The organism is Glaciecola sp. XM2, assembly GCF_018595715.1.
Classification (GTDB): domain Bacteria; phylum Pseudomonadota; class Gammaproteobacteria; order Enterobacterales; family Alteromonadaceae; genus Glaciecola.
In genome coordinates this window covers 372,772-393,244 of record NZ_JAHEOJ010000020.1, presented here as the reverse complement: position 1 = coordinate 393,244, position 20,473 = coordinate 372,772, and the positions used below count along the sequence as shown (strand labels likewise).

Here is a 20,473-nt window from a genome sequence, read left to right as displayed (position 1 = left end):
CCGCTCTAGTTAAGCGACGATGCCCCTGTCAGTTGTTTGGGGCTATCACTCACTTTGGTATGCTCATTTATGAAGTGAACCAGAACTTGCATCATGCTGCGATGCAAAGGATTAGGCTCCGGTGTTTTACACTTTTCTTTTGGGTTCACTCGCGACTTATCAAACTCCATGCTAATCAACTGTGCAGCGCTCAAGGTGATGTCGCCATGACACACCTCAAAGCTCTCATCAATCTTAAATTCTGTATGGTCGCCAGGCACTTTTGACAAAAGGTCTGCCACACCTTCATACAGGGTTGTTTTATCAGACATCGAGTGTGCCGCAAATATGGGTTTTGAGACTTCGTTATCCACCAGGCGTTCTCTCACATCTTCTATCACCTTAATCAACTGTAGAGCTGAATAGCTAGCGACTGAGGGATATTTATATGGATTTGGACCATCGGTTTCATACTCTCCGTCTAACCAAGCCGCCACAGTTTCAATACCCCAAATATTGGCCATCGACTCTGCGGTAGAAGAAAGCTGAAAAGCACCTGAAAACAGCAGCAATCCTTGCACCTTCTCTGGGTTTAACAGCATATATCGGGTGGCAAACGTGCCGCCAGTGGAAAATCCACCCACAAAAACCTGTTCATGGCTTTGATGCGCTAAGGCCATTACAGACTCTACATGCTGATACCAGCGCGCTTGCAGGGTTGGGTCTTGCATATCGGCGTCGGCTTCTCGTTTTCCATGACCCGGTGTGAGGGGCACAATAACGATATAACCTTGACGATACAGTTCATCAGCGATAGACCTCAGATAAAACGGTGAGTCACTCAAACCATGAAACAATACTACCGTCGCTTTTGGCGACTGCGGCACATAAATATAAGGTGCGTTGCCCTCATTCCTTAATGTTTGAGAGCAGACCTTTACTTCGTGTTCTAGCTGTGTTTGACACGGCACAACGCTACCGAGTTCATTCTGGTAGATATTCGCAAACGGGGCTCGAAGGTCAGTTGCGGACATTGATTGAGCATGCACCACACTTGTAATGCATAGCGCCAAACCAACACCAAAAGCACCTATCCATCTATTTATATGATGTAACTTCAAGCGCATACTTTTATTCATGTAACTACCCCGTTTTTTTCAAGCCAATAGTTTACTTGAAAAATGCCTCTAAATCTTCACTGCCACCAATATGCTGACCACCAATAAACACTTGCGGCACACTATCACGTCCACAGACTGCTTTAAGTGACGCTAAACTGGCATCTCTACCTAACACAATTTCTTCGTAATTGATGCCTTTGTCAGTGAGCAATGCTTTTGCTTTAGTACAAAACGGGCACCCAGGCTTAGTAAATAAAGACACGTCTTGCGGCGCAGCAGCGTCAGGGTCGAGGTAGGCAAGCATAGTATCGGCATCAGAGACTTCAAATGGGTCACCAGGTACATTAGGTTCAATAAACATTTTCTCAATCACACCGTTGTTCACTAACATCGAATAGCGCCACGAACGTTTGCCAAAGCCGAGGTCTTTTTTGTCGACTAACATGCCCATGGCTCCGGTGAATTCGCCATTACCGTCAGGTACAACAGTGATATTGTCAGCTTCCTGATCTGCTAGCCATGCGTTCATAACAAAAGTGTCGTTAACCGATACACAACAAATTTGGTCTACACCCTTTTGCTTAAACACACCTGCCAATTGGTTAAATCAGGGAAGATGGGTGGATGAGCAAGTGGGCGTAAATGCACCTGGTAATGAAAATACAATTACCTTTTTGTTTTCAAATATCTCTTTGCTGGTGAGTGTCTGCCACTGTTCACCCACTCTGACTGGCCAAGATACGTCTGGAATGCGTTTTCCTTCCATACTTTCTAACGATGTTGCTTCACTCATAATGAATCCTTGTTTGATTTGGTTATACGTACATATTAATAGGTATGAACAGATAAGCTAGTCAGGTTTAGATTTTTTGTTATCTTTCACTTGGAATAAAAATTTAACCAAAAGTCACAGCTTTGCTCAGCTTTACCATGTTGTAGCAAACTAGATCTGAGGAGTACTTATGATCATTTTAGTTGGCGGAGAAAAGGGAGGAAGCGGAAAAAGCTGCCTCGCACAAAATCTAGCCGTGCATTTAGTTACTGAGCAAAAAGCATCTTTGCTGATGGTCGACTGCGATCCGCAGCGCACCACGTCAGATTGGATACAAGAGCGCAACAGTCAACCTCAACTCGCAAGCATAAATTGCGTACAGCTTTATGGCAAGATACGTAACGAACTGCTTAGCTTTGAGCAACACTATGACTATGTGATTATCGATTGTGGTGGACAAGACAATCTAGCCTTGCGTTCATCGCTGTCGGTTGCAGACTTGGCTTTACTGCCGTTGCGCCCGAAAAGACGAGACTTGAAAACCGTCGTACACATGGAAGATCTGCTTAGCACTTGCCGCATGGTCAACCCCAAAATGCATGCGACATTTGTTATCACACAATGCCCCTCCCTACCCAACCAGGCTTATCGCATACTTGAAGCAAAAGAAGTGTGCAATTCGTTTGGGATCCACACCCTTGATCACGTGACCTATGCGCGCAACATCTATGATGATAGCGAAGAAGATGGGTTGTCGGTAATTGAGCGAGATCCGACTGGGAAAGCTGCTAATGAATTACGTGGCGTATTTAACGAACTAATCATATCAGCGGGAGCAAAAGCTAATGAGCCTACGAGATCTCAAAAAGTCTACGCAGTCAAATAATACAAGTGATGCACCCGTTGATTTAGAGAGCTTTATTGACGGTGCGCAAACATACGCATTTGGCCTTGATAGTAAGCGCGAGCCTCGCGCGAACAAGGATAGCAAAACAAAGAATGCGACCTTTTCTTTGACGCCAGAGAGTCTAGATGAGTTGATGTCAATTAGTAAACGTACCGGAATTTGTAAATCGAGGTTGTTACGATTGCTAGTGCATGACCAATTCTATAGCGACGACCAGTGGTTGTATGGTCAAGCAATCAAATAGTCATAAAAGTCAGGCACTATGCCTGACTTTTTAGATCATCAAGACGATATTTATCAATTAATGAATACAAGGTTGGACGGGTAACGCCCAGTAACTCAGCCGCTTTTGAAATATTTTGTTCGGCTTGGTGATACGCTTGGCGAATAGCCTTACTTTCTGCAATTTCTCTCACTTCGCGCAAGTTAAATATCCGCTCGCTCGCTTCATTTACGCTCGTTAAGCTCAAGTCATCCACTTGAATCAGTTGACCTTCAGCCAATACCACCGCCGACTTCAATTTGTTTTGTAGCTCACGGATATTGCCCGGCCACCGATGTGCGAGCATCGCCTGTATGGCATCTTCACTAAAGCCTTTTACTTTAGCTGAATACTCTTCTCGATATTGATTTAAGAAGGTTTTCGCCAATAACACAACATCATCATCTCGCTCCCTAAGCGGCGGGATCAAAATACTGATTTCACCTATACGATAGTACAAGTCTTCCCTAAAACTTTCTTGTTCTACCATATCTTGCAAATCTCTGTGAGTGGCACAAATAACGCGCACATCTACCGGGATTTCGCTTCTTCCGCCTACTCTTTCAATTACCCGCTCTTGTAAAAAGCGCAGCATTTTTGCTTGCAGTCCAAGTGGCATGTCGCCAATTTCATCTAAAAATAACGTGCCGCCTTGAGCGGTTTCTATTTTGCCCAGAGTGGTTTTATTTGCGCCTGTAAAAGCTCCTTTTTCATATCCAAACAATTCACTTTCAAGCAAATTCTCAGGGATCGAGGCGCAGTTAATTGCAACAAAAGGCTTTTTACTTCTGTTGCTATGTTCATGAATACTGCGTGCAAACACTTCCTTACCGGTACCACTTTCGCCTAACAGCAAGGCACTAATGTCGGTTTGCGCAATCTTCTCGGCCTTACGGCTCGCACCTTGGATGGAAGCACTATTACCGATGATTTTTCCCATCGCCGTATTGGTCCTCGACAAAAGAATGTTTTCTTTCTCGAGGTTAGCTAAATTCATTGCCCGTTGAATAATCAAATTGATGGTATCGGTATCAATGGGTTTTTGATAATAATCGTAAGCACCTAAGGCAATTGCTTTAAGCGCATTCTCTTTATCGTCATTGCCGGTGACAACAATCACTTTTGTGCTTGGCGCTAAGGTGAGTATTTCTTTAAGGGCAAGCAAACCTTCCGAGGCATTCGCTGGGTCTGGGGGAAGTCCAAGATCTAGGGTAACAACATTAGGCTCATGGCGTCTAAGCTGACTGATTGCAGACTCGCGATCGTCCGCAAATACAATTTCAGCGCCGGTAAGGGCCCATTTTAGCTGTTTTTGGATGCCTAAATCATCATCAACGACAAGTATCTTTTCCATGTAATTCACTCTTCTCTTGCCAAAGGTAGTCGCACTATAAACTCCGTTCCTTGGGATTCTACACTGTTTACTTCAATGTTACCGCCCGACTCTTGTACAAACTGCCTAGCATCATATGCTCCTATACCCATCCCTGCGTTCCCCTTTGTTGTATCAAACGGTTTAAATAAACGATGCTTGATAAATGCTTCGCTCATACCTACGCCATCATCAGATATGCTGATTGAAATATAATGCCCATCTTCAGTCATAGACACCGTGACCATTCCATCATCTGCGGTCGCTTGTTGCGCATTGTGAATAAGATGATACATGACATTGCTGAATTTTTCGGCATCTATTTTTACTTCAATCGCCCCATTCGCTGAAAGGGTTGGAAGAGGGCGATTTGCGCGGCACTTATTATGAATTAACTCATCAACAAGCGCTACAAGATCCACCCTTACATTGCTTTGTTTTGCTTCTACCTTTTTGTTGGTGAGTTGCTTGAGCATTTTATCCATACGCTGCTGCGTGTGGTGCAGCGTTTCAAAAGTATCGTCGATAAATTCTGGGTTATCTCTGTGTTGTTCGGCGTTTGATAAAATCAGATTAATTTGTGCCAACACATTTTTTAGGTCGTGCACGACAAAGGCCGACATTCTGTTGAAGGCCGCAAACTGGGCATTTTCTGCCAATGCATTAGAACTCTCTGCGTTGAAAATGAAATTCGCTATTTGGTCGGTTAATGCATTTATGTAATCTCGAAGTTCCCAATTCAAGCTTTTAGTATCGGGCGCCAATGCGCGCATAAAAACCAAACCCCAGAGCTGGTCATTTTGATATATCGGTACTGCCAATTGATAAACAAATCCTGCCATAAAATCATTGCGATTTTTCAAAGTATCATATAAATCAGGCTTTACCTGAAGCTCGTTGAAGTCAATCACCCAATGTTTTTGCTCACAAAAATCGACAATCGAAGGCAATGACGCGATGAATTCATCTTCTTTTATTTTGGCATCACCAGAAGAGCGAGCCACAATACTAAGCGCATTCCCATTGCTCTTTACAAGGCACCCTTGAGAATAGCCGACACCTTCTAGATAAGCGCTTAGCGCGGTTTGATAGACTTCTTCAAGGCTGTCACCACTTTGTGATAAACGTTTAGTGAGCTTTACCCACTCTACCCTGTAGTCGTACTGGTTAGCGTAAAAGTGCTTGGTAATGAAAATCTTCAGTGAGTTACGAAACTGATGAGACATGAAAAGACTCATCAATAACACTAACGAAACAGCTACAAGCACCAATTGAACCGGCAGTCCCCAACTTCCTCCAAAGAACTGCACAATATAGCCAAACATCGCCATGACTAGCAGATAAACACCTGCCACCATGAGAAGAGTAGAATGAAGCACCACTTCACGACTAACAAAAATATCAATACCCCAATGTTTGATGCGGCGAATTGCCAACACTAACAGGGGCAACAATGCTACATACACATATCCACGCGCAGCAAAGAAAGCCCAATTTAGCTGATCAACCATGGTGGCATTTGCATAGGTAACAAAATCAAACAGGCTTAACGCCCCTAGGTACAAAATAAGGGGTTTAAATGCCCACTTTTGATCATCGGCTTGTCGATAAACCACCTCAAGCATAACAAGTGCTTGAAGGGCTAATACCGTATGCAGACTAAACTGCCACGTACTGGGTATTACGTCTAGCACCGCCGTGATAAAGGTCAGTGTTGGCAACACCATAATAGCAAGTGTAATTGGCCGGGTGACAAAGGTGAGAAAGCCATCAAAATGGTTGCGCAGGCATGCGGCGATAAATAGCATCCATACCCATTGCCGAATGCTGTCATAAATCAGCAAGTTTTCTTGGCCTAATTCTAATTTAAGGTAACCAAGATGAGTAAGTGCCCATAAGATAATGGTTAGCGTTGCAAAAGAAAGTAAGTTTTTAGCCATGCCGGCATTGCGTACTGCAAACAGCATAAGCAGCAACAACGTATACGAAGCTGCAACTAGGCCATAGCCGACATTAAACAACAAGTGAGATTACCTTTTCTGCACGAGTAAACTGCCAATGGAATAACCTGCGCCAAATGAACATAACAGCCCATAATCACCACTTTGCAGGTCTTCGTGATGCAAAGCAAAGGCAATCACCGAACCGGCTGACGCCGTATTAGCATAAGTATCTAACACTATAGGCGCTTCTTCTCTGCTCGCTTCTCTTCCTAACAGTTTCTTGCTGATAAGCGTATTCATATTGATATTCGCTTGGTGCAACCACCAGCGCTTCAAATCTGTGGGCTTGAGCTCATGAGATGCAAGGTGCTCGGTAATATGCTCAGCAGCCATTGGGCACACTTCTTTGAACACTTTGCGACCTTCTTGATGAAATAATTTATCGGCAGCATAGGGGTCTTTGTCGGTCGCGTGGGTCATGTAGCCAAAATTGGAACGGATATTGTTAGAGAACTTGGTGACTGCCTTGGTGCTTAAGAGGTTAAAGACATGCTCAGCTTTTGCTGTATCGCTTCGCTCAATAATCGTAGCAGTTGCAACATCGCCAAAGATAAAATGGCTGTCGCGGTCTTTATAATTGACTTGTGGGGAGACCAATTCTGGATTAATCACTAACACCGCTTTAGCAGTGCCCGCCGCTACCATCTCATAAGCGCGATGCATGCCAAAGGTAGCCGCAGAGCATGCTACCAGCATATCAAAACCAAAACCGTCTATGCCTAATGCTTCTTGCACTTCAATGGCTATGGCCGGGTAAGAGCGCTGAGTATAGGCACAAGAAACAATGACCGCATCTATATCTTGAGCGCTTTTATTTGCCGATTTAAGCGCTAGTTTAGCGGCTTCAACGGCGATTTCAGCCTGCTGCGACAGCTCATCATCAGCGCGTTCCTCAATAATAGGACGCATACGTTCAACGTCTAAGACTCCATCTTTACAATAGATGTAACGGCTTTTTATGCCTGACGCTTTTTCTACAAACTCCGCACTAGAATGAGGCTTGGCCTCGACTGTACCCTCACTGATTTCATCTTTGTGTTGTGCATTAAAGTGATCGGCATATGCGTTGTACGCGCCAATGAGCTCTTCATTTGTAATAGTGTTGGGCGGGGTCCATAAACCGACGCCGCTTAATACCACCTGATTTTGCATGTTGTGTCCTAAGTGCTGTATTGAGCATATGCTCCAATACTAAGGTGAGAATGATGATACTTCAATAACTTATCAGGCGCTTGATGTATTAAAGCGCCTTGTTTGGTATTGGCAGCAGTGGTGCGATGAGTTGAGCCACTTTTCTAAAAAGCTGCATCCGTGTTGTTCCGACTCGCCATACCAAACCGATTTCGCGATATGCATTGTGCTCAGCGGGCATTGCAGTTACCTCGGTGCCCTCCAAAATACCTTTGTGCAAGGCCATTTCTGGTATAAACGTAAAGCCCATTTTGCTATTTACCAAAGATACTAAAGTATGCAGTGAGCTTGCGGTGAGTGAACTTACTTGCGCCTTGTGTGCGAGCCCACAGGCGCTCACAGCATGCTCAGTCAAACAATGTTCTTTTTGCAGCAAGAAAATACTGTCGTTTGGCAAGCTGTCGATATCAAACTGCGCGGCTAGCTCTGTCACCCGCGTTTGGTGCGCGACTAAGTGAAAAGGATCCTGCCCTAAATTTAATTGTTTGCACCCCGGTGTTTTCATAGGCAGCGCAAGCAACAACAGGTCGAGTTCACCCTCTGACAAACGGGCCAGTAAGTTATCGGTGGTGTCTTCAGCGAGTTGTAATTGCAAGCGCGGCAATCCACTTCCCACGGTACGAATAATAGATTCAAACATAAACGGCGCAATGGTTGGGATAACGCCCAACTTGAGCACGCCAGATTGCCAATCACCAGAAGATTCTGCAAAGCTATTCCAATCTTGGGCGTTGCTCAGCAACTGTTTAGATCTCTCTACTAAGGCCTCGCCAAAGTCAGTAAATACAAAGGCTTTATGCTCACGCTCGAGCAACTGTTGGCCAATGTTGTCCTCCAATGTTTGAATGGCAGTGCTTAATGTAGACTGGCTGACATTACACTTCTCAGCTGCGCGCGCAAAGTGCTGCTCTTTATGGAGCACTGTTAAATAGTGTAAATGCTTTAAGTTTGGGAAACGCAAAAGTAAAAGTACTCCTTAGTTGTGTGCATAAATCCTAGCATAAATATGTATAAAGTCAGTAGGTTAAATGTCAATATAACCCGTTCATATGAAAACGGTCGCACCGGATTTTATTAGTGCTTGAGTACATAGCCTGTAGGACATAGCCCACAAAGTTTGGTGCGTACAGGATTTGGATGATCATGATGGGACAAAGCGCTACTACTGGTAAATAATGTCGCTACGCGTGGGTACCATTTTTGCTAATACCTTGTTTTGCAAACGGTGTTTAACGCCTGCCTTCGTCATCGCATTGATAAACAAATCCACCCCTAGATTAAAATCATGTTCCGTAATGTTCATGCCACCATGAACTTGTTTCATTGTATCGCCTGTATACTCACATGGACCATCAGTAAGCATGCAAAGGTGCTCTATTAGCTTCGTTCGAAACCGCACAACATCGCTGTGCACAAAATAAGGGAAAATTTCTTTGCTATATTCAATCTCGGTTATAAAGTTATCCACAATGTCCGCTACCGTATCTGCGCCACCGATTTGCTGATAAAGCGACTCAGCCTTCCTATCAGTCGTAGATGCGCAAGATGTCATGCACAACATGAGCATTATGAGTAGACATCTTTGAATCATTGCAAACTCCCGCTTAACGATAAGTAGATACCCTGCTGTTGCGGCCCACCGGCGATGCTTCCTAAATCGGCCCAAGCTACGGTGACATTAAAATTTTTGTTAGGGATATAGGCAACAAATACATCGCGCCAATGCTCCTCACCCAAGCCAAGACTATCTGGCTTTTGTCGAAATTCAGCGCCGATAGCCAGATGCCGGCTCAGCAGCACACCAAACGATCCTTCAAACATGATTTTATACGATTCATTGTTCAGTCCGCCAAACCCCAATAGCCCGAGTTGATTTGCTTTAGTAGCTCTTGCGGTGATGTTGTGTACGATGTTATACCCTGCTAATGCGCCCAAATGAATTTTAGTCGCCGCGATATAAAAATCATTACCGCGCTCGGCGTTTTGCGCGCCAAGCAGATCTGCCACATCGCCATCTTTGAGCCGTTTATGCATCCACCCTGCACTCACTTGCCCAAAGCGACTGTATACTGCATCACCGTACACACGATATTTCACACCAACGATTTGCTGCTCAATTTGAGTGTTCAGGGCGGGAACGTCAAACAGATGTTGCGCCACAGATACTTCCAACTTGTCATATATAGATACAGAGGCACCTAAGACATTTAACCTAAAATCGTTCACCTCAACACGTGTGGCCATTGCATTTACGGATATTTCATCACGACTATCGTAACCACTAAGTGTTGCCCAAGGCACTATGCCACCGCCACCGGCTCCTTCTAGCTGCATCAGTCCAGCAGTGCCTATTAGCTTGCCATCTGCAGCATTCGAGTCACAAGCCCACGCTAATGATAGATATAACAGTATCAAGGCGAAGCGAATCATTCTTGCACCTCCTTGAATTGACTTGAATGTTGAGCCAAGAACTCGAATAATTGCGCTAGCGGTTGCGGGCGACATACATGATACCCTTGCACTAGGTCGCAACCGTACTGTGTGAGCAATGCTAATGATTGCTCATCTTCAATGCCTTCTGCGATAGTCTTGAGATCAAAGCTCTTAGCAAGAGCGATAATACTCTGAACGATTTTTTGATCGGCGCTACTTTTGGCTAGATTAAGTACAAAGCTTTTGTCAATTTTAAGATCTGATACAGGCAACAGTTGCAGATATGCTAGCGATGAATACCCAGTACCAAAATCATCAATTGCAACCTCAAAACCAGCCTCTCTAAATTCACTGAGCCGTTGCGCAGCTGCTTGTGCGTCGCCGACAAGATCGCTTTCAGTTAATTCAAAAGATAGTGCGTTAATAGGTAATGCCCTTGACCTTAACTCGGCGAGAATCCAAGGCAATAGTTCAGGTACCATAATATCTTTTGCAGATAAGTTAATTGCCGCACAAATATGGTATCCACTTTCATGCATGCACCTTACATCATCCATGACCTGTTGAATAACCCACTTCGTAATTTCAAAGATCAAATTGGCTTGTTCGGCAATTTCAATGAATTCATCAGGGGGCACAAAACCGAGGGTTTTACTGTTCCATCTTATTAAGCCTTCGACTTTGTTCACTTGCTTGTTTACCAGCGAAAGCTTTGGTTGATAGACCATAGTGAGTTCTGACTCACTGTCACGAAGCGCAATTTTCAGGTGCTGGATAATACTCAAGCGCCGCAGGTACTTATCTTCATGCGAATGATGAAATGGCAGTATGTCTTGCCCAGATTTGCTGGCTTCGTCAAAGACAATATTCAAGCGACGAAACACACTGATCGTATCGGTTGCATCACAAGGACAATCTAATGTCACGATCGCTAGCTTGATAGAAATAGTGAGAGCATTAACAACGATACTTTTTTCTAAGTCATTGTGAATATGCACTAAGTCTTGTTCAGCTCTTGGCTCATCGGGTAACCACAAGAATTCACTACTGGAAATGCGCGCGCACAAGCCACCTAAAGCCGCTAAACGCTTAGCAAACTCTTGTAAGCAGCTATCTATATTTTGATGTCCATACGTGTCATTTAATGCCCTAAACGCTTTAATATTAATGCCGACAATCTGCAATGCGGCGCCGGCTTTAAGCTTCTGCGCTAAGGCACCACCAATGTAAGCACGGTTGTATAACTGCGTAACCGCATCATGCTCAGCCTGAAAGGTGATTTGTTTTTCCCGATGTTGAATATTGGTCTGCATTGTAGAAAAGGATGAAGTAAGCTGCTCAACTTCACTTATCACATGTTGCTCTGTACTCAACTCATCATATGCACCATTGGCTATTCGTTGTGAGACTTTGGCGAGTTTACCGAGTGGCCGAGTAAGCTTTTTAGACAACATAACGCTGAGCAAAAACGCCAAAATCAGAGAGCCAACTGCAATACCAAAAATGTTTCTTTGCAACTGATTAAACGACGAGAAGATGACCTCTATGTTGGCGCTTAAAACTACATCAACCGGAGAGTTTAGTGATTGTGTAAGGGGAAATGTGCGCGATACAAAAGCTTCTTTCGATGAATAAAATGCCAACCATGACATACTCGATTCAAGCTTATCAATCGCATACTCAACGTGACTCTCTGGCAACGTAGATAGCCTTTTTTCCTTTCTTTGAGTATCCGTGTAAACAACCGTTGTATTAAGTTGAGTGATCTCATCGAAGTTTTCTAGTAAATATTCATCGACCTTAAAGCCTACTACAGCAACTGCGATAGGGGTTGGTGCATCAACCGTCAGTATGATCGCCTGGTAGAGTTCGTTGTCAATCACTGTCCAAAGAGTGCTGCCTCCAAGTTGGGTGACTTCTGCTAGTTGTTGTTTCGTCATCAATGCAGTCGACCCATCTGATGGCATAGCTACGTTTGCCGCGATAAGTTCACCCTCAAGGCTCACCAATGCCATCAAGTCGGCATTTATGCGCGCTCCGTGATTGTCCAATACGCTGCCAATAGTCGCTTTATCATTAGTTGCTACCGCTTGTTTGAAACCAAAATCGTCAGTCAAGACCTGCGCAGAGCTTATCAACTGAGATTCTCTGTTATTAAAAACTTGGCGAAGCACTCCCTGACCTATGTCTAAAGCCTCAACAATCTGCTTTTGCCCTGCACTTGTGGTTGTAAACCACACATTTACTAAGGTTGCAAAAGACGAGAACGCCAATACCCCTAAGACTAGCTTAAGAACATGGACGCGAAGAGGCTTTGCACTTTTCATCACATCGCTGGCCCTGCAGGTTGATTTGTAAAACGGCTTCTAAAGCGATTTTTCTGCTCTAATACAGGGAGGGGTTTTAAATCAATAACAACCGTAATGTATTCTGACGTGGAGTCAATGTTAATCGGGTAGGCTAAGAGCTGTCCTTTTGCATGTTGCAGTCGCGGATGCCATACCATGATGGTGTTTTGCTGCTCCCCATTAAGTGTTGCAAGCCCCGATGAATTTGTTTTCGTTGCACTCCCAGATGCATCAACGTAGATAAATCCAAGCATTTGGTCGTGAATGTTACAACCAAGCTCAACAATACCAGGCGTTTGCATTTGTACTGGCTCAGAAGACGTTCCCTTAAAAAGCTTTAACTCAAACACTTTGGGTTCGCTAAAGCTGTAGACGTGATGTCGCGTGTCGTCACTGTTTGGGAAACTGACTTTTTGGTCTTTAGACACGATTAACACATGCGGCTGAAACTGCATATTGACTTGGTCCATGACCGCCACAGGCATGTTATGTGGCGTTATTGCAGTATCTGGCTGGCTGGGGAAAGAGACAACGGCATCAACAACCGCCACGCCATGCTGATCGACGACTCTCACAGAGGTAGAAGCGTGTGCATGAGACGATAATAAAAGAAGTGCAACGAAAAAAAAACGCATACCCACCCAGATAAACTTGTAATAGGCTTGGTATCGACTGCAAAGTGCTTTCACTTTAACCGAATTAAGTTCTTCATACGGCTATTTATAGGGCCTTATAGCTAGGGCATTAAAACAGGCTTGGCAAAAACAAAACAATGGCCGGCACGTAAGTAATCACTATCAGTACAAGTAACAACGCAACAATAAAGGGCCAGATTTCTCGCATAAATTCAACCACTGGTACCTTGGTCACCGAGCATGTGGTAAACATCATGGTGCCAAACGGCGGGGTAATGCCACCAATCATAATATTGACGATAATAATCATACCAAAATGCACAGGGTCAATCCCAAGTGCCATGACCACAGGCACCAGTAGCGGTGCAATAATAATCAATGCTGCACCACCTTCTAGAATCATACCGGTGAGTAACAAAAATATGTTGATAATCCCTAACATCAGATACTTGTTAGATGTGAAGTCTAATAGCATCGCGGTCAGGTCTTGAGGAATTCGCTCCCACGTTAGGTAATAGCCAAATACCGAGGCAGAAACAACAATCAATACCACCGTTGCGGTTCCGTAGATAGTATCGAGCAATATGGATTTAATGTGAGATAGCTTTAACTCTTTGTAAACAAACACACCTATCAACACTGACGCTAACACCGCCATTGCGCCTGCTTCTGTTGGAGTGAAAAGGCCAAAACGTAAGCCTAAAATAATGCCGAACGGCAGAGACAAAGACCAAATAGAGTCAACTAGCTGTCGTCCAATTTCTCTTGCACTAGCGCGCTTATCTCTTGAAGGCTTGTACTGACGTTTGACTGAAATAAGCGTGACGGTAATCATTAACGCGCCTGCCATTAAAATCCCTGGCACATAACCTGCGACAAATAAATCAGCCACCGATACTTGAGCGATAAGGGCATATATAATCATGACAATCCCAGGCGGAATGACTGGAGAAATAGCAGAAGATGCGGCAGTGATTGCAGCGGAAAACGACTTACTGTAGCCCTGCTTGACCATTTGTGGCACTAAAATTTTACTTTGCATCGCCGCGTCTGCATTCGCAGAGCCTGAAATACCGCCCATGAATGTACTCAGCAGCACGTTCACCTGGGCAAGACCACCTACAAAATGTCCGGTGAGCACCTCAGCCATTTGCATCAGCCGCTTACTGATACCTGAGTAATTCATCACTGAGCCGGCCATGACAAAAAAGGGGATTGCAAGCAAAGGGAAAGAGGCGGCGGAGCTGATAAACTTTTGCAGTACCAAATCGGGAGGCATTCCCGCATCGAAAAATGTGAAATAAAAAATCGCAGAGCCGAGCAAGGCATAGGCAATTGGAATACCTAAAAAATAAAGCACAAAGAGCAAGAGAACCGGTAGATAAATCATCAGCTGTGCACCTCTTTACGATACTGCATAAGGTTTTGATAAAGAAACTTGAGGGTATAAAAGGTAATCAAACCAAACCCAACCACTAAAGCCATGTTCATCGATGCCGAACTGATACCTAATACGGCGGTAGGTTTTGCCCAAGCTATCTTGGTAAAGATAATGGACATATAAAATATATACCCATTAATGAGCAACAGAATTACTAGGGTGATCAGGCGTATTGCTTTTTCAATATTAGGCGGTGCTTTTGTCACCAAAAAATCAATTCCCATATCCATTTTGTGCTTATAAGCGGCGCTCGCACCTACAAATACCGACCAAACAAAGCAAATTGTGGCCACCTCTTCGGCCCATGAAATGGAGTAGGCAAATAAGTAACGTAAAAATACATTGATGATAACCAAGGTGACCATGGTCACTATCAAAGCACTGCAAATGATTTCTTCAAAGTGTGTTAACAAGTACCGCAAGCGACTCTTCACGACTCCACCTCGGCGCGAATGATCTGCAATTGCTCTTGAATTTGTTCATACATTTCAATGGTCACGCCTGGCAGCCCTCCATCGTACAGGCGGATGGTCCGCGCTTCGAATGCACCTCTGTCAATATCGTTAAACTGCACGCCTTGCGCCTCTAAGTCTTTAATTACCTGAGCATGGTTTTGTTTTAAGCGTTCAATCATTTGCTGCGCTTCATACGCAAATTCTTGTTCGATAATACTTTGATACTTAGGCGGTATTATTGCCCATACTTCCGTGGATATGTATACGCCGCATGTGCCTAAAAAATGATTGGTAAACGCGACGTTTTTTTTGCCTGTTTCATATACTTTTGCACCAAGATTTGTAAACTCTGAGCCTTCAAGCCCATCCACAACGCCCTGTTGCAAGGCGCTGAATGTTTCGCCCCACGGTAAGGGTGTTGCACTTGCTCCCATGGCGTTAAGCGTTTCAATGAAAAGCTTGCTGCCTGGCGTTCTAAGCTTAACGCCTTCTAAGTCTTCAGGGCTGACAATGACTTTGTCGGTGATGAGATTTCTAAAACCAAAGATGTATTCTAACGATAAAACTTTAATGCCTTTTTCTTCAAGTTGCTTAACCCAGCCCTGTACCATCGGCGTTCGCACCAAGGCCATGTACTCGTCATAATTGTTGTACAACATTGGTCCGACCAATGCGGTGAATTCGGGCATATAGTCGCCGATGTAGGAAGGATCTTCTACAGAAATGAAATGCGCTCCCCGCACCACCATTTCCACGCCATCTTTATAGGCAGCAATTTGTGCGCCTGGGTACGTCAACACTCGCACTGCGCCATCGGTTTTATTCTCGATGCGCTTGGCCACTAACTCAATGGATTTTGCTAACTCTTCGTTAACGTTAAAGACATGGCTTAGTCTTAGTGTAATGGTGAAATTATCAGGATCATCGGCTTTTTGACAGCCGCTTAAAGCGACAATACAACAAAGCGTGAATAATGCTATCGCGCGATAAATTTTAGGCATATACAACGGCTACATCGACATGGATAGTAATAAGAATAGAGCACATCACGCGATGATGCAAAAGCTTGCCGGTCCCCCCCAGGGTCACTCAGAATCTGCGGGGAACAAAACCTTGAATGCCTGAGATTGTACAAATTGTTCGAAACCCTCTGCCTCTTTAAGATCTTGGGCAGAGATTTGCCAATCAAACCTTTGAATAATGGTTTGTAATACTTGCGCCAAGGCTTGATAGTCTGCTTGTGCATTGTGGTAATCCACAAGGCTCCAGTAGCTTTCCATGTAGTTTGGTTCAGCTATGATAGCGGCCTTATAATCCTGATAAGCCGCATCATAATTATTCACCAATGAGTAATATACGCCGCGCAAATCAAGTAAATGTGCGTCTGGGCCGGTGAGTTCCATAGCCATCGTTAGGCTATTGATCACCGAATTATAATCACCGTTTAGCGCATGCAAATCCATGAGCATAAAAGATAGGTCTGGGTTATCTCCGTGAGTTTCATTAAGACTCGTCAGCGCCGATGCGTAAATATCATCGCCTAAATGCGTTGCCGTAAGAACCGCCATTTCTTGCACTTGCTGAACGTTGCGTAAATCATCTGGTAAACTCAAAAAAACCTTATATGCCGTTGCATAGTCTCCCTTAATATACGCGTCTATTAGCGGTTGATAGCTCTCTAGGGCGGACTTTTGTGAGTTGAGTGTGCGCGTTAACTGTTTGAGTAAGCCCTCGGTATTTCCCAACATAAGCGAGGTCATTTGTCCGACTGTATTACTTAGCCACGTGCCTCTAGAGATTTGAAAAATGTCTGCAATTTTGGCGTCGTCGTTTACCTTCAAAAAGTAGTATTCCATGCTACCGTCATTTGCAATCATGCGAACTACAGATGAATATTCCACTTCTTTGAAGGGCATGATGCGCACGAGCTGAACATCAGCTTGCTCGGTATTTAAACTGACGAACATATTGGACACAATATCGAGCTTTTGTTTTTCGTTTTTATATACGTTGATGTATTCACGTGTCAGCTTGCGATCAAACCCGCCATTGTTCGCCACTCTTGTAGGGAAGTCCGTTGAGTCAAACAAATCGGTAAGCGCTTGAAGGTCTTTATTTTGAATGGCTGTAACATACTGTAAGCCCGCGGCTTCTGCATTTTCAAAGTTGCTCGCTTGCACATTTGCAAAGGTAAATAGAAAACAAACTAAGATAAATAACGAACGAGATAATGTAGAGATAAACATGTCAGCGCCCTTTGCTAATACAAGACTGAAATTATCACAAAAGCTATGCCTCAACAATGAACATGTTGCTCCCTCACTATGGTCAATACAGGCGATGGTGAATGCATGGCAATGGCCCTCTACTCGCAAACATATAGGTAGATAGGTGAGTCGGTTGTTTGAACATAGTATGAATGTTCACGCATTGCACAGTATGGTAACGTAGATGTAAGTCATCCGCGTGATGATGCACTTTTATGCTGCGGTCCGAAAGAGAGATTATTTGACGCTAATCATTAATAAACAACATGGTCAGCATCCGGCGAATACTTAAAAAAAGCGCAGCTTAAATAACGACGAATCAACAGAATAATAAAAGGAAATATCATGTTTGCAGCAAACCTTCATTCGTTTGACCGAATTGCGAGACTAGTACTAGGGTTGGCATTAGTCAGTTTGGTATTTATTGGTCCACAAACACCTTGGGGCTATGTGGGAGTTATTCTTATTGCCACGGCATTAATTAACTTCTGTCCTATTTATAAAATTATTGGTGTGAGTACGCGCAAATAGTCATGGCGCTTCGCAATGCATGGGTGCCATGCATTGCGCAAGGTAGACACTTTTTAAATTCCCTCGCTCTGATTTACCCTAGAAGCGTCATTTCCAACCAATGTTGGTGAGGGCTTATGCAAACCAATGCCGGGTGCGATTAGCAAACCATACTAAAGAGAGCATAACCGGCACTTCAACCAATACCCCCACCACCGTCGCTAAGGCCGCGCCAGAATGCAGGCCGAAAAGAGAAATAGCCACAGCCACTGCAAGTTCAAAAAAGTTAGATGTACCAATCATGCAGGCTGGTGCAGCCACATTGTGTGGCAGTTTCATGCGCTTTGCCATGTAATAAGCAAGTGCAAAAATACCATAGGTTTGAATAAGTAAAGGAATAGCAATGAGCACTATTGCCTCAGGTTTAGATAAAATGGTGTCGGCTTGAAACCCAAACAACAAGGTAACTGTTGCCAACAAACCCAATACTGACCAAGGCTTCATCTTGGCAAGGAATCTATCTATTTTTGAGTGGTCTGCCCCACGATCTAACTTTTTACGGGTAAGTGCACCAGCGACTAAAGGTACTAGCACGTATAAAACGACAGATAACAATAGCGTGTCCCACGGCACAGTAATATCAGTAACACCAAGCAACAAACCTGCGATGGGTGCAAAAGCAAAAATCATAATAATGTCATTAATCGACACTTGCACTAGCGTGTAGTTTGCATCGCCTTTTGTCATCTGGCTCCAAACAAATACCATTGCTGTACAAGGTGCTACACCCAGTAGAATCATCCCTGCGATGTATTCAGTCGCCGTTTGTGGGTCAACCCAGTCTGCAAATAGTACTTTAAAAAACAACCAACCAAGAAATGCCATCGTGAAAGGTTTAATCAACCAATTAACCACTAACGTAAGCACTAAACCCTTCGGCTTTTTACCCACATCTTTGATTGATGAAAAATCAATTTGCACCATCATCGGATAAATCATTAACCAAATAAGCACCGCCACCACGATGTTGACGTGCGCAAATTCAAGGGTAGAAATGACGGTAAACATATCGGGTATTATCGAACCTGCAATAATACCTACCACAATGGCAAGCCCTACCCACACCGATAAATATCTTTCAAACAAGCCCATAACAGCTCCTTAAAGTGACTTTTGATTTACGCGCTGACTCACTTGCTCTGCGGTCTCAACGCGCTCGGAGTAACGGTCTACAAAATATTCTTTGTTATCTCGAAGCAGTAATGTGAATTTCATTAACTCTTCCATCACATCAACTATGCGGTTGTAATAAGGAGAGGGCTTCATGCGACCATCTTCACTAAATTCTAAAAATGCTTTTGCGACGGATGATTGATTGGGTATGGTGACCATTCGCATCCATCGCCCTAAAATACGCATCTGATTGACCGCGTTAAACGATTGAGAGCCGCCGCAAACCTGCATAACCGCCAAGGTTTTTCCTTGCGTGGGACGCACACCGCCCAGACTCAAAGGCACCCAGTCTATCTGGCTTTTAAAAATACCCGTCATAGAACCATGGCGTTCTGGCGAACACCATACCTGCCCTTCAGACCATATCATCAGTTCACGCAACTCTTTTACTTTTGGATGCGTTTCGTCTTCAGTGTCCGGTTGAGGCAAGCCTTCTGGGTTGTAAATACGCGTTTGAGCGCCAAAAGCATTGAGCAATCGCGCACTTTCTTCTATCACTAAACGACTGAACGAGCGCTCTCTCAGTGAACCATATAGAAGTAAGATTTTAGGCGCATGTTTAGCGCCTCCAAGCCTCATATTATGAGTACTTGGAACGCTTACGCTCTCTTCATCTATATTGGGTAGGTTGTGTTCTGTGATTGGCATTACTGGGCTCCCGCTTTAGCAAGTGCCATCTTAAGAGCAGGTGTATTTAAGTTCTGTTTCGCTATGCTCTCGAGCTTTTGGACGCGCTCAGCAATCTCTTTAATACACGCTAGGAATGCTTGTCGAATGTGAGTTTCGTCACCTTCTATCTTTGATGGGTCGCTTAAACCCCAATGCACTTTCAAGCTATTTCCAAAATATAGCGGGCAGGCTTCACCCGCTGCCGAATCGCAAACGGTTACCACTAGATCTGGCTGGAAACTTTCAAAATCATCCCATGATTGGCTTATTAAGCCTTCGGTGGAATAACCAGATTCGGCAAGGTACTTCAACGATAAAGGATGCACCACGCCAGCAGGCTGACTGCCAGCACTTTTGGCCGTAATTGAACTGTTGGCTAATTGATTTGTGATTGCTTCAGACAAGATGCTTCTACATCTATTATGAGTGCAGATATATAATATTTTCATATTGGTGCTCTTAATTAACAGCAGTTGAGAGTGGATGATTGTGATGCCATTAACTTATTTAATGCATCACTAAAATATAAAGAATTGTTTTCAGCAGCTTCGACAATCACATTTCGCGCCCAGGGTGGGAGCTCAGGATGAAGTCTGTAAAATACCCATTTACCACGTCTTTCATCCAGCAAAATGCCACATTTACGAAGCTGGGCAAGGTGTCGAGAGGTCTTTGGCTGATCTAGCTCGAGCGCTTCCATCAGGTCGCAAACACAAGCTTCACCCGTCTTTGCAATCAACAAAAGTGATTTCAATCGAGTGTCATCGGCTAGGCATTTAAAAAAAGTACAAGGGTTCATTTTTCACATTCGATTTTTTACATATGTGAAATATCGCATATGTAATGCTGGATGTAAACACCCAACCATACCCGCA

At 44.1% G+C, this 20,473-nt stretch carries 20 protein-coding genes and 1 pseudogene; 3 read left to right on the top strand and 18 right to left on the bottom strand.

Translation table 11 applies throughout. From position 1 onward, the window contains the following. Nucleotides 1–5: 5 nt before the first annotated feature. Together KJ365_RS06360 and KJ365_RS06355 are read right to left on the bottom strand one after the other, a co-directional pair. Nucleotides 6–1,118: an alpha/beta hydrolase gene (locus tag KJ365_RS06360; RefSeq protein WP_214450785.1), complete on the bottom strand. Its 1,113-nt coding sequence runs from the start codon at nt 1,116–1,118 to the stop codon at nt 6–8. 31 nt (nt 1,119–1,149) lie between these two features. Further along, a pseudogene (locus KJ365_RS06355) lies at nt 1,150–1,893 on the bottom strand (glutathione peroxidase). Between the two features lie 169 nt (nt 1,894–2,062). Between KJ365_RS06355 and KJ365_RS06350 the strand changes: the two are divergent. Together KJ365_RS06350 and KJ365_RS06345 are read left to right on the top strand one after the other, a co-directional pair. Then, on the top strand, nt 2,063–2,758 hold the full coding sequence (locus KJ365_RS06350) for an AAA family ATPase (protein WP_214450784.1): 696 nt from the start codon (nt 2,063–2,065) through the stop codon (nt 2,756–2,758). Beyond that, nucleotides 2,718–3,023: a ribbon-helix-helix domain-containing protein gene (locus tag KJ365_RS06345; protein ID WP_214450783.1), complete on the top strand. Its 306-nt coding sequence runs from the start codon at nt 2,718–2,720 to the stop codon at nt 3,021–3,023. The genes KJ365_RS06350 and KJ365_RS06345 overlap by 41 nt, the downstream gene beginning before the upstream one ends. 16 nt (nt 3,024–3,039) lie before the next feature. On the opposite strand, the gene prsR is transcribed toward KJ365_RS06345, so the two are convergent. The 12 genes from prsR to KJ365_RS06285 all read right to left on the bottom strand — a co-directional run bounded on the left by prsR (nt 3,040) and on the right by KJ365_RS06285 (nt 17,165). After that, entirely contained in the window at nt 3,040–4,395 is a 1,356-nt protein-coding gene (gene prsR, locus KJ365_RS06340) for a PEP-CTERM-box response regulator transcription factor (protein ID WP_214450782.1), read from the bottom strand. A 5-nt stretch (nt 4,396–4,400) separates the two neighbouring features. Further along, nucleotides 4,401–6,437 carry an XrtA/PEP-CTERM system histidine kinase PrsK gene (gene prsK, locus KJ365_RS06335; protein ID WP_214450781.1) on the bottom strand — a complete coding sequence of 679 codons (2,037 nt, stop codon included), beginning with the start codon at nt 6,435–6,437 and terminating at the stop codon, nt 4,401–4,403. Between the two features lie 6 nt (nt 6,438–6,443). Continuing rightward, nucleotides 6,444–7,568, bottom strand: coding sequence for a beta-ketoacyl-ACP synthase III (locus KJ365_RS06330; protein WP_214450780.1), 1,125 nt, complete (start codon nt 7,566–7,568; stop codon nt 6,444–6,446). Between the two features lie 88 nt (nt 7,569–7,656). Further along, entirely contained in the window at nt 7,657–8,568 is a 912-nt protein-coding gene (locus tag KJ365_RS06325; RefSeq protein WP_214450779.1) for a hydrogen peroxide-inducible genes activator, read from the bottom strand. Nucleotides 8,569–8,769: 201 nt separating this feature from the next. Continuing rightward, the gene (locus KJ365_RS06320; protein WP_214450778.1) at nt 8,770–9,198 is read right to left on the bottom strand and encodes a group I truncated hemoglobin; all 429 of its coding nucleotides are present in this window, start codon (nt 9,196–9,198) and stop codon (nt 8,770–8,772) included. Continuing rightward, the gene (locus KJ365_RS06315; protein ID WP_214450777.1) at nt 9,195–10,037 is read right to left on the bottom strand and encodes a DUF3034 family protein; all 843 of its coding nucleotides are present in this window, start codon (nt 10,035–10,037) and stop codon (nt 9,195–9,197) included. The genes KJ365_RS06320 and KJ365_RS06315 overlap by 4 nt, the downstream gene beginning before the upstream one ends. Continuing rightward, the gene (locus KJ365_RS06310) at nt 10,034–12,367 is read right to left on the bottom strand and encodes a bifunctional diguanylate cyclase/phosphodiesterase (protein WP_214450776.1); all 2,334 of its coding nucleotides are present in this window, start codon (nt 12,365–12,367) and stop codon (nt 10,034–10,036) included. The genes KJ365_RS06315 and KJ365_RS06310 overlap by 4 nt, the downstream gene beginning before the upstream one ends. Next, on the bottom strand, nt 12,367–13,023 hold the full coding sequence (locus KJ365_RS06305; protein WP_214450775.1) for a cupredoxin domain-containing protein: 657 nt from the start codon (nt 13,021–13,023) through the stop codon (nt 12,367–12,369). The genes KJ365_RS06310 and KJ365_RS06305 overlap by 1 nt, the downstream gene beginning before the upstream one ends. A gap of 109 nt (nt 13,024–13,132) precedes the next feature. After that, entirely contained in the window at nt 13,133–14,413 is a 1,281-nt protein-coding gene (locus KJ365_RS06300) for a TRAP transporter large permease (RefSeq protein WP_214450774.1), read from the bottom strand. Then, the gene (locus KJ365_RS06295; RefSeq protein ID WP_214450773.1) at nt 14,413–14,898 is read right to left on the bottom strand and encodes a TRAP transporter small permease; all 486 of its coding nucleotides are present in this window, start codon (nt 14,896–14,898) and stop codon (nt 14,413–14,415) included. Before KJ365_RS06295 ends, KJ365_RS06300 begins: the two co-directional genes overlap by 1 nt. Beyond that, entirely contained in the window at nt 14,895–15,920 is a 1,026-nt protein-coding gene (locus KJ365_RS06290; protein WP_214450772.1) for a C4-dicarboxylate TRAP transporter substrate-binding protein, read from the bottom strand. The genes KJ365_RS06295 and KJ365_RS06290 overlap by 4 nt, the downstream gene beginning before the upstream one ends. A gap of 84 nt (nt 15,921–16,004) precedes the next feature. Next, complete coding sequence (locus KJ365_RS06285; protein WP_214450771.1) at nt 16,005–17,165, bottom strand: tetratricopeptide repeat protein; 1,161 nt, start codon at nt 17,163–17,165, stop codon at nt 16,005–16,007. A gap of 366 nt (nt 17,166–17,531) precedes the next feature. Between KJ365_RS06285 and KJ365_RS06280 the strand changes: the two genes are divergently transcribed. Next, nucleotides 17,532–17,717, top strand: a complete 186-nt coding sequence (locus KJ365_RS06280; RefSeq protein WP_214450770.1) for a YgaP family membrane protein — start codon at nt 17,532–17,534, stop codon at nt 17,715–17,717. A gap of 114 nt (nt 17,718–17,831) precedes the next feature. On the opposite strand, the gene arsB is transcribed toward KJ365_RS06280, so the two are convergent. The 4 genes from arsB to KJ365_RS06260 are packed head-to-tail and all read right to left on the bottom strand — an operon-like array spanning nt 17,832 to nt 20,397. After that, nucleotides 17,832–18,848: an ACR3 family arsenite efflux transporter gene (arsB, locus tag KJ365_RS06275; RefSeq protein WP_214450769.1), complete on the bottom strand. Its 1,017-nt coding sequence runs from the start codon at nt 18,846–18,848 to the stop codon at nt 17,832–17,834. A gap of 9 nt (nt 18,849–18,857) precedes the next feature. Then, the gene (gene arsH / locus KJ365_RS06270) at nt 18,858–19,577 is read right to left on the bottom strand and encodes an arsenical resistance protein ArsH (RefSeq protein ID WP_214450768.1); all 720 of its coding nucleotides are present in this window, start codon (nt 19,575–19,577) and stop codon (nt 18,858–18,860) included. Next, nucleotides 19,577–20,047 (bottom strand): arsenate reductase ArsC, encoded by a 471-nt coding sequence (locus tag KJ365_RS06265; protein ID WP_214450767.1) that lies wholly within the window; start codon nt 20,045–20,047, stop codon nt 19,577–19,579. Before KJ365_RS06265 ends, arsH begins: the two co-directional genes overlap by 1 nt. Before the next feature lie 14 nt (nt 20,048–20,061). Then, entirely contained in the window at nt 20,062–20,397 is a 336-nt protein-coding gene (locus KJ365_RS06260; protein ID WP_214450766.1) for a metalloregulator ArsR/SmtB family transcription factor, read from the bottom strand. Between the last annotated feature and the right edge of the window lie 76 nt (nt 20,398–20,473).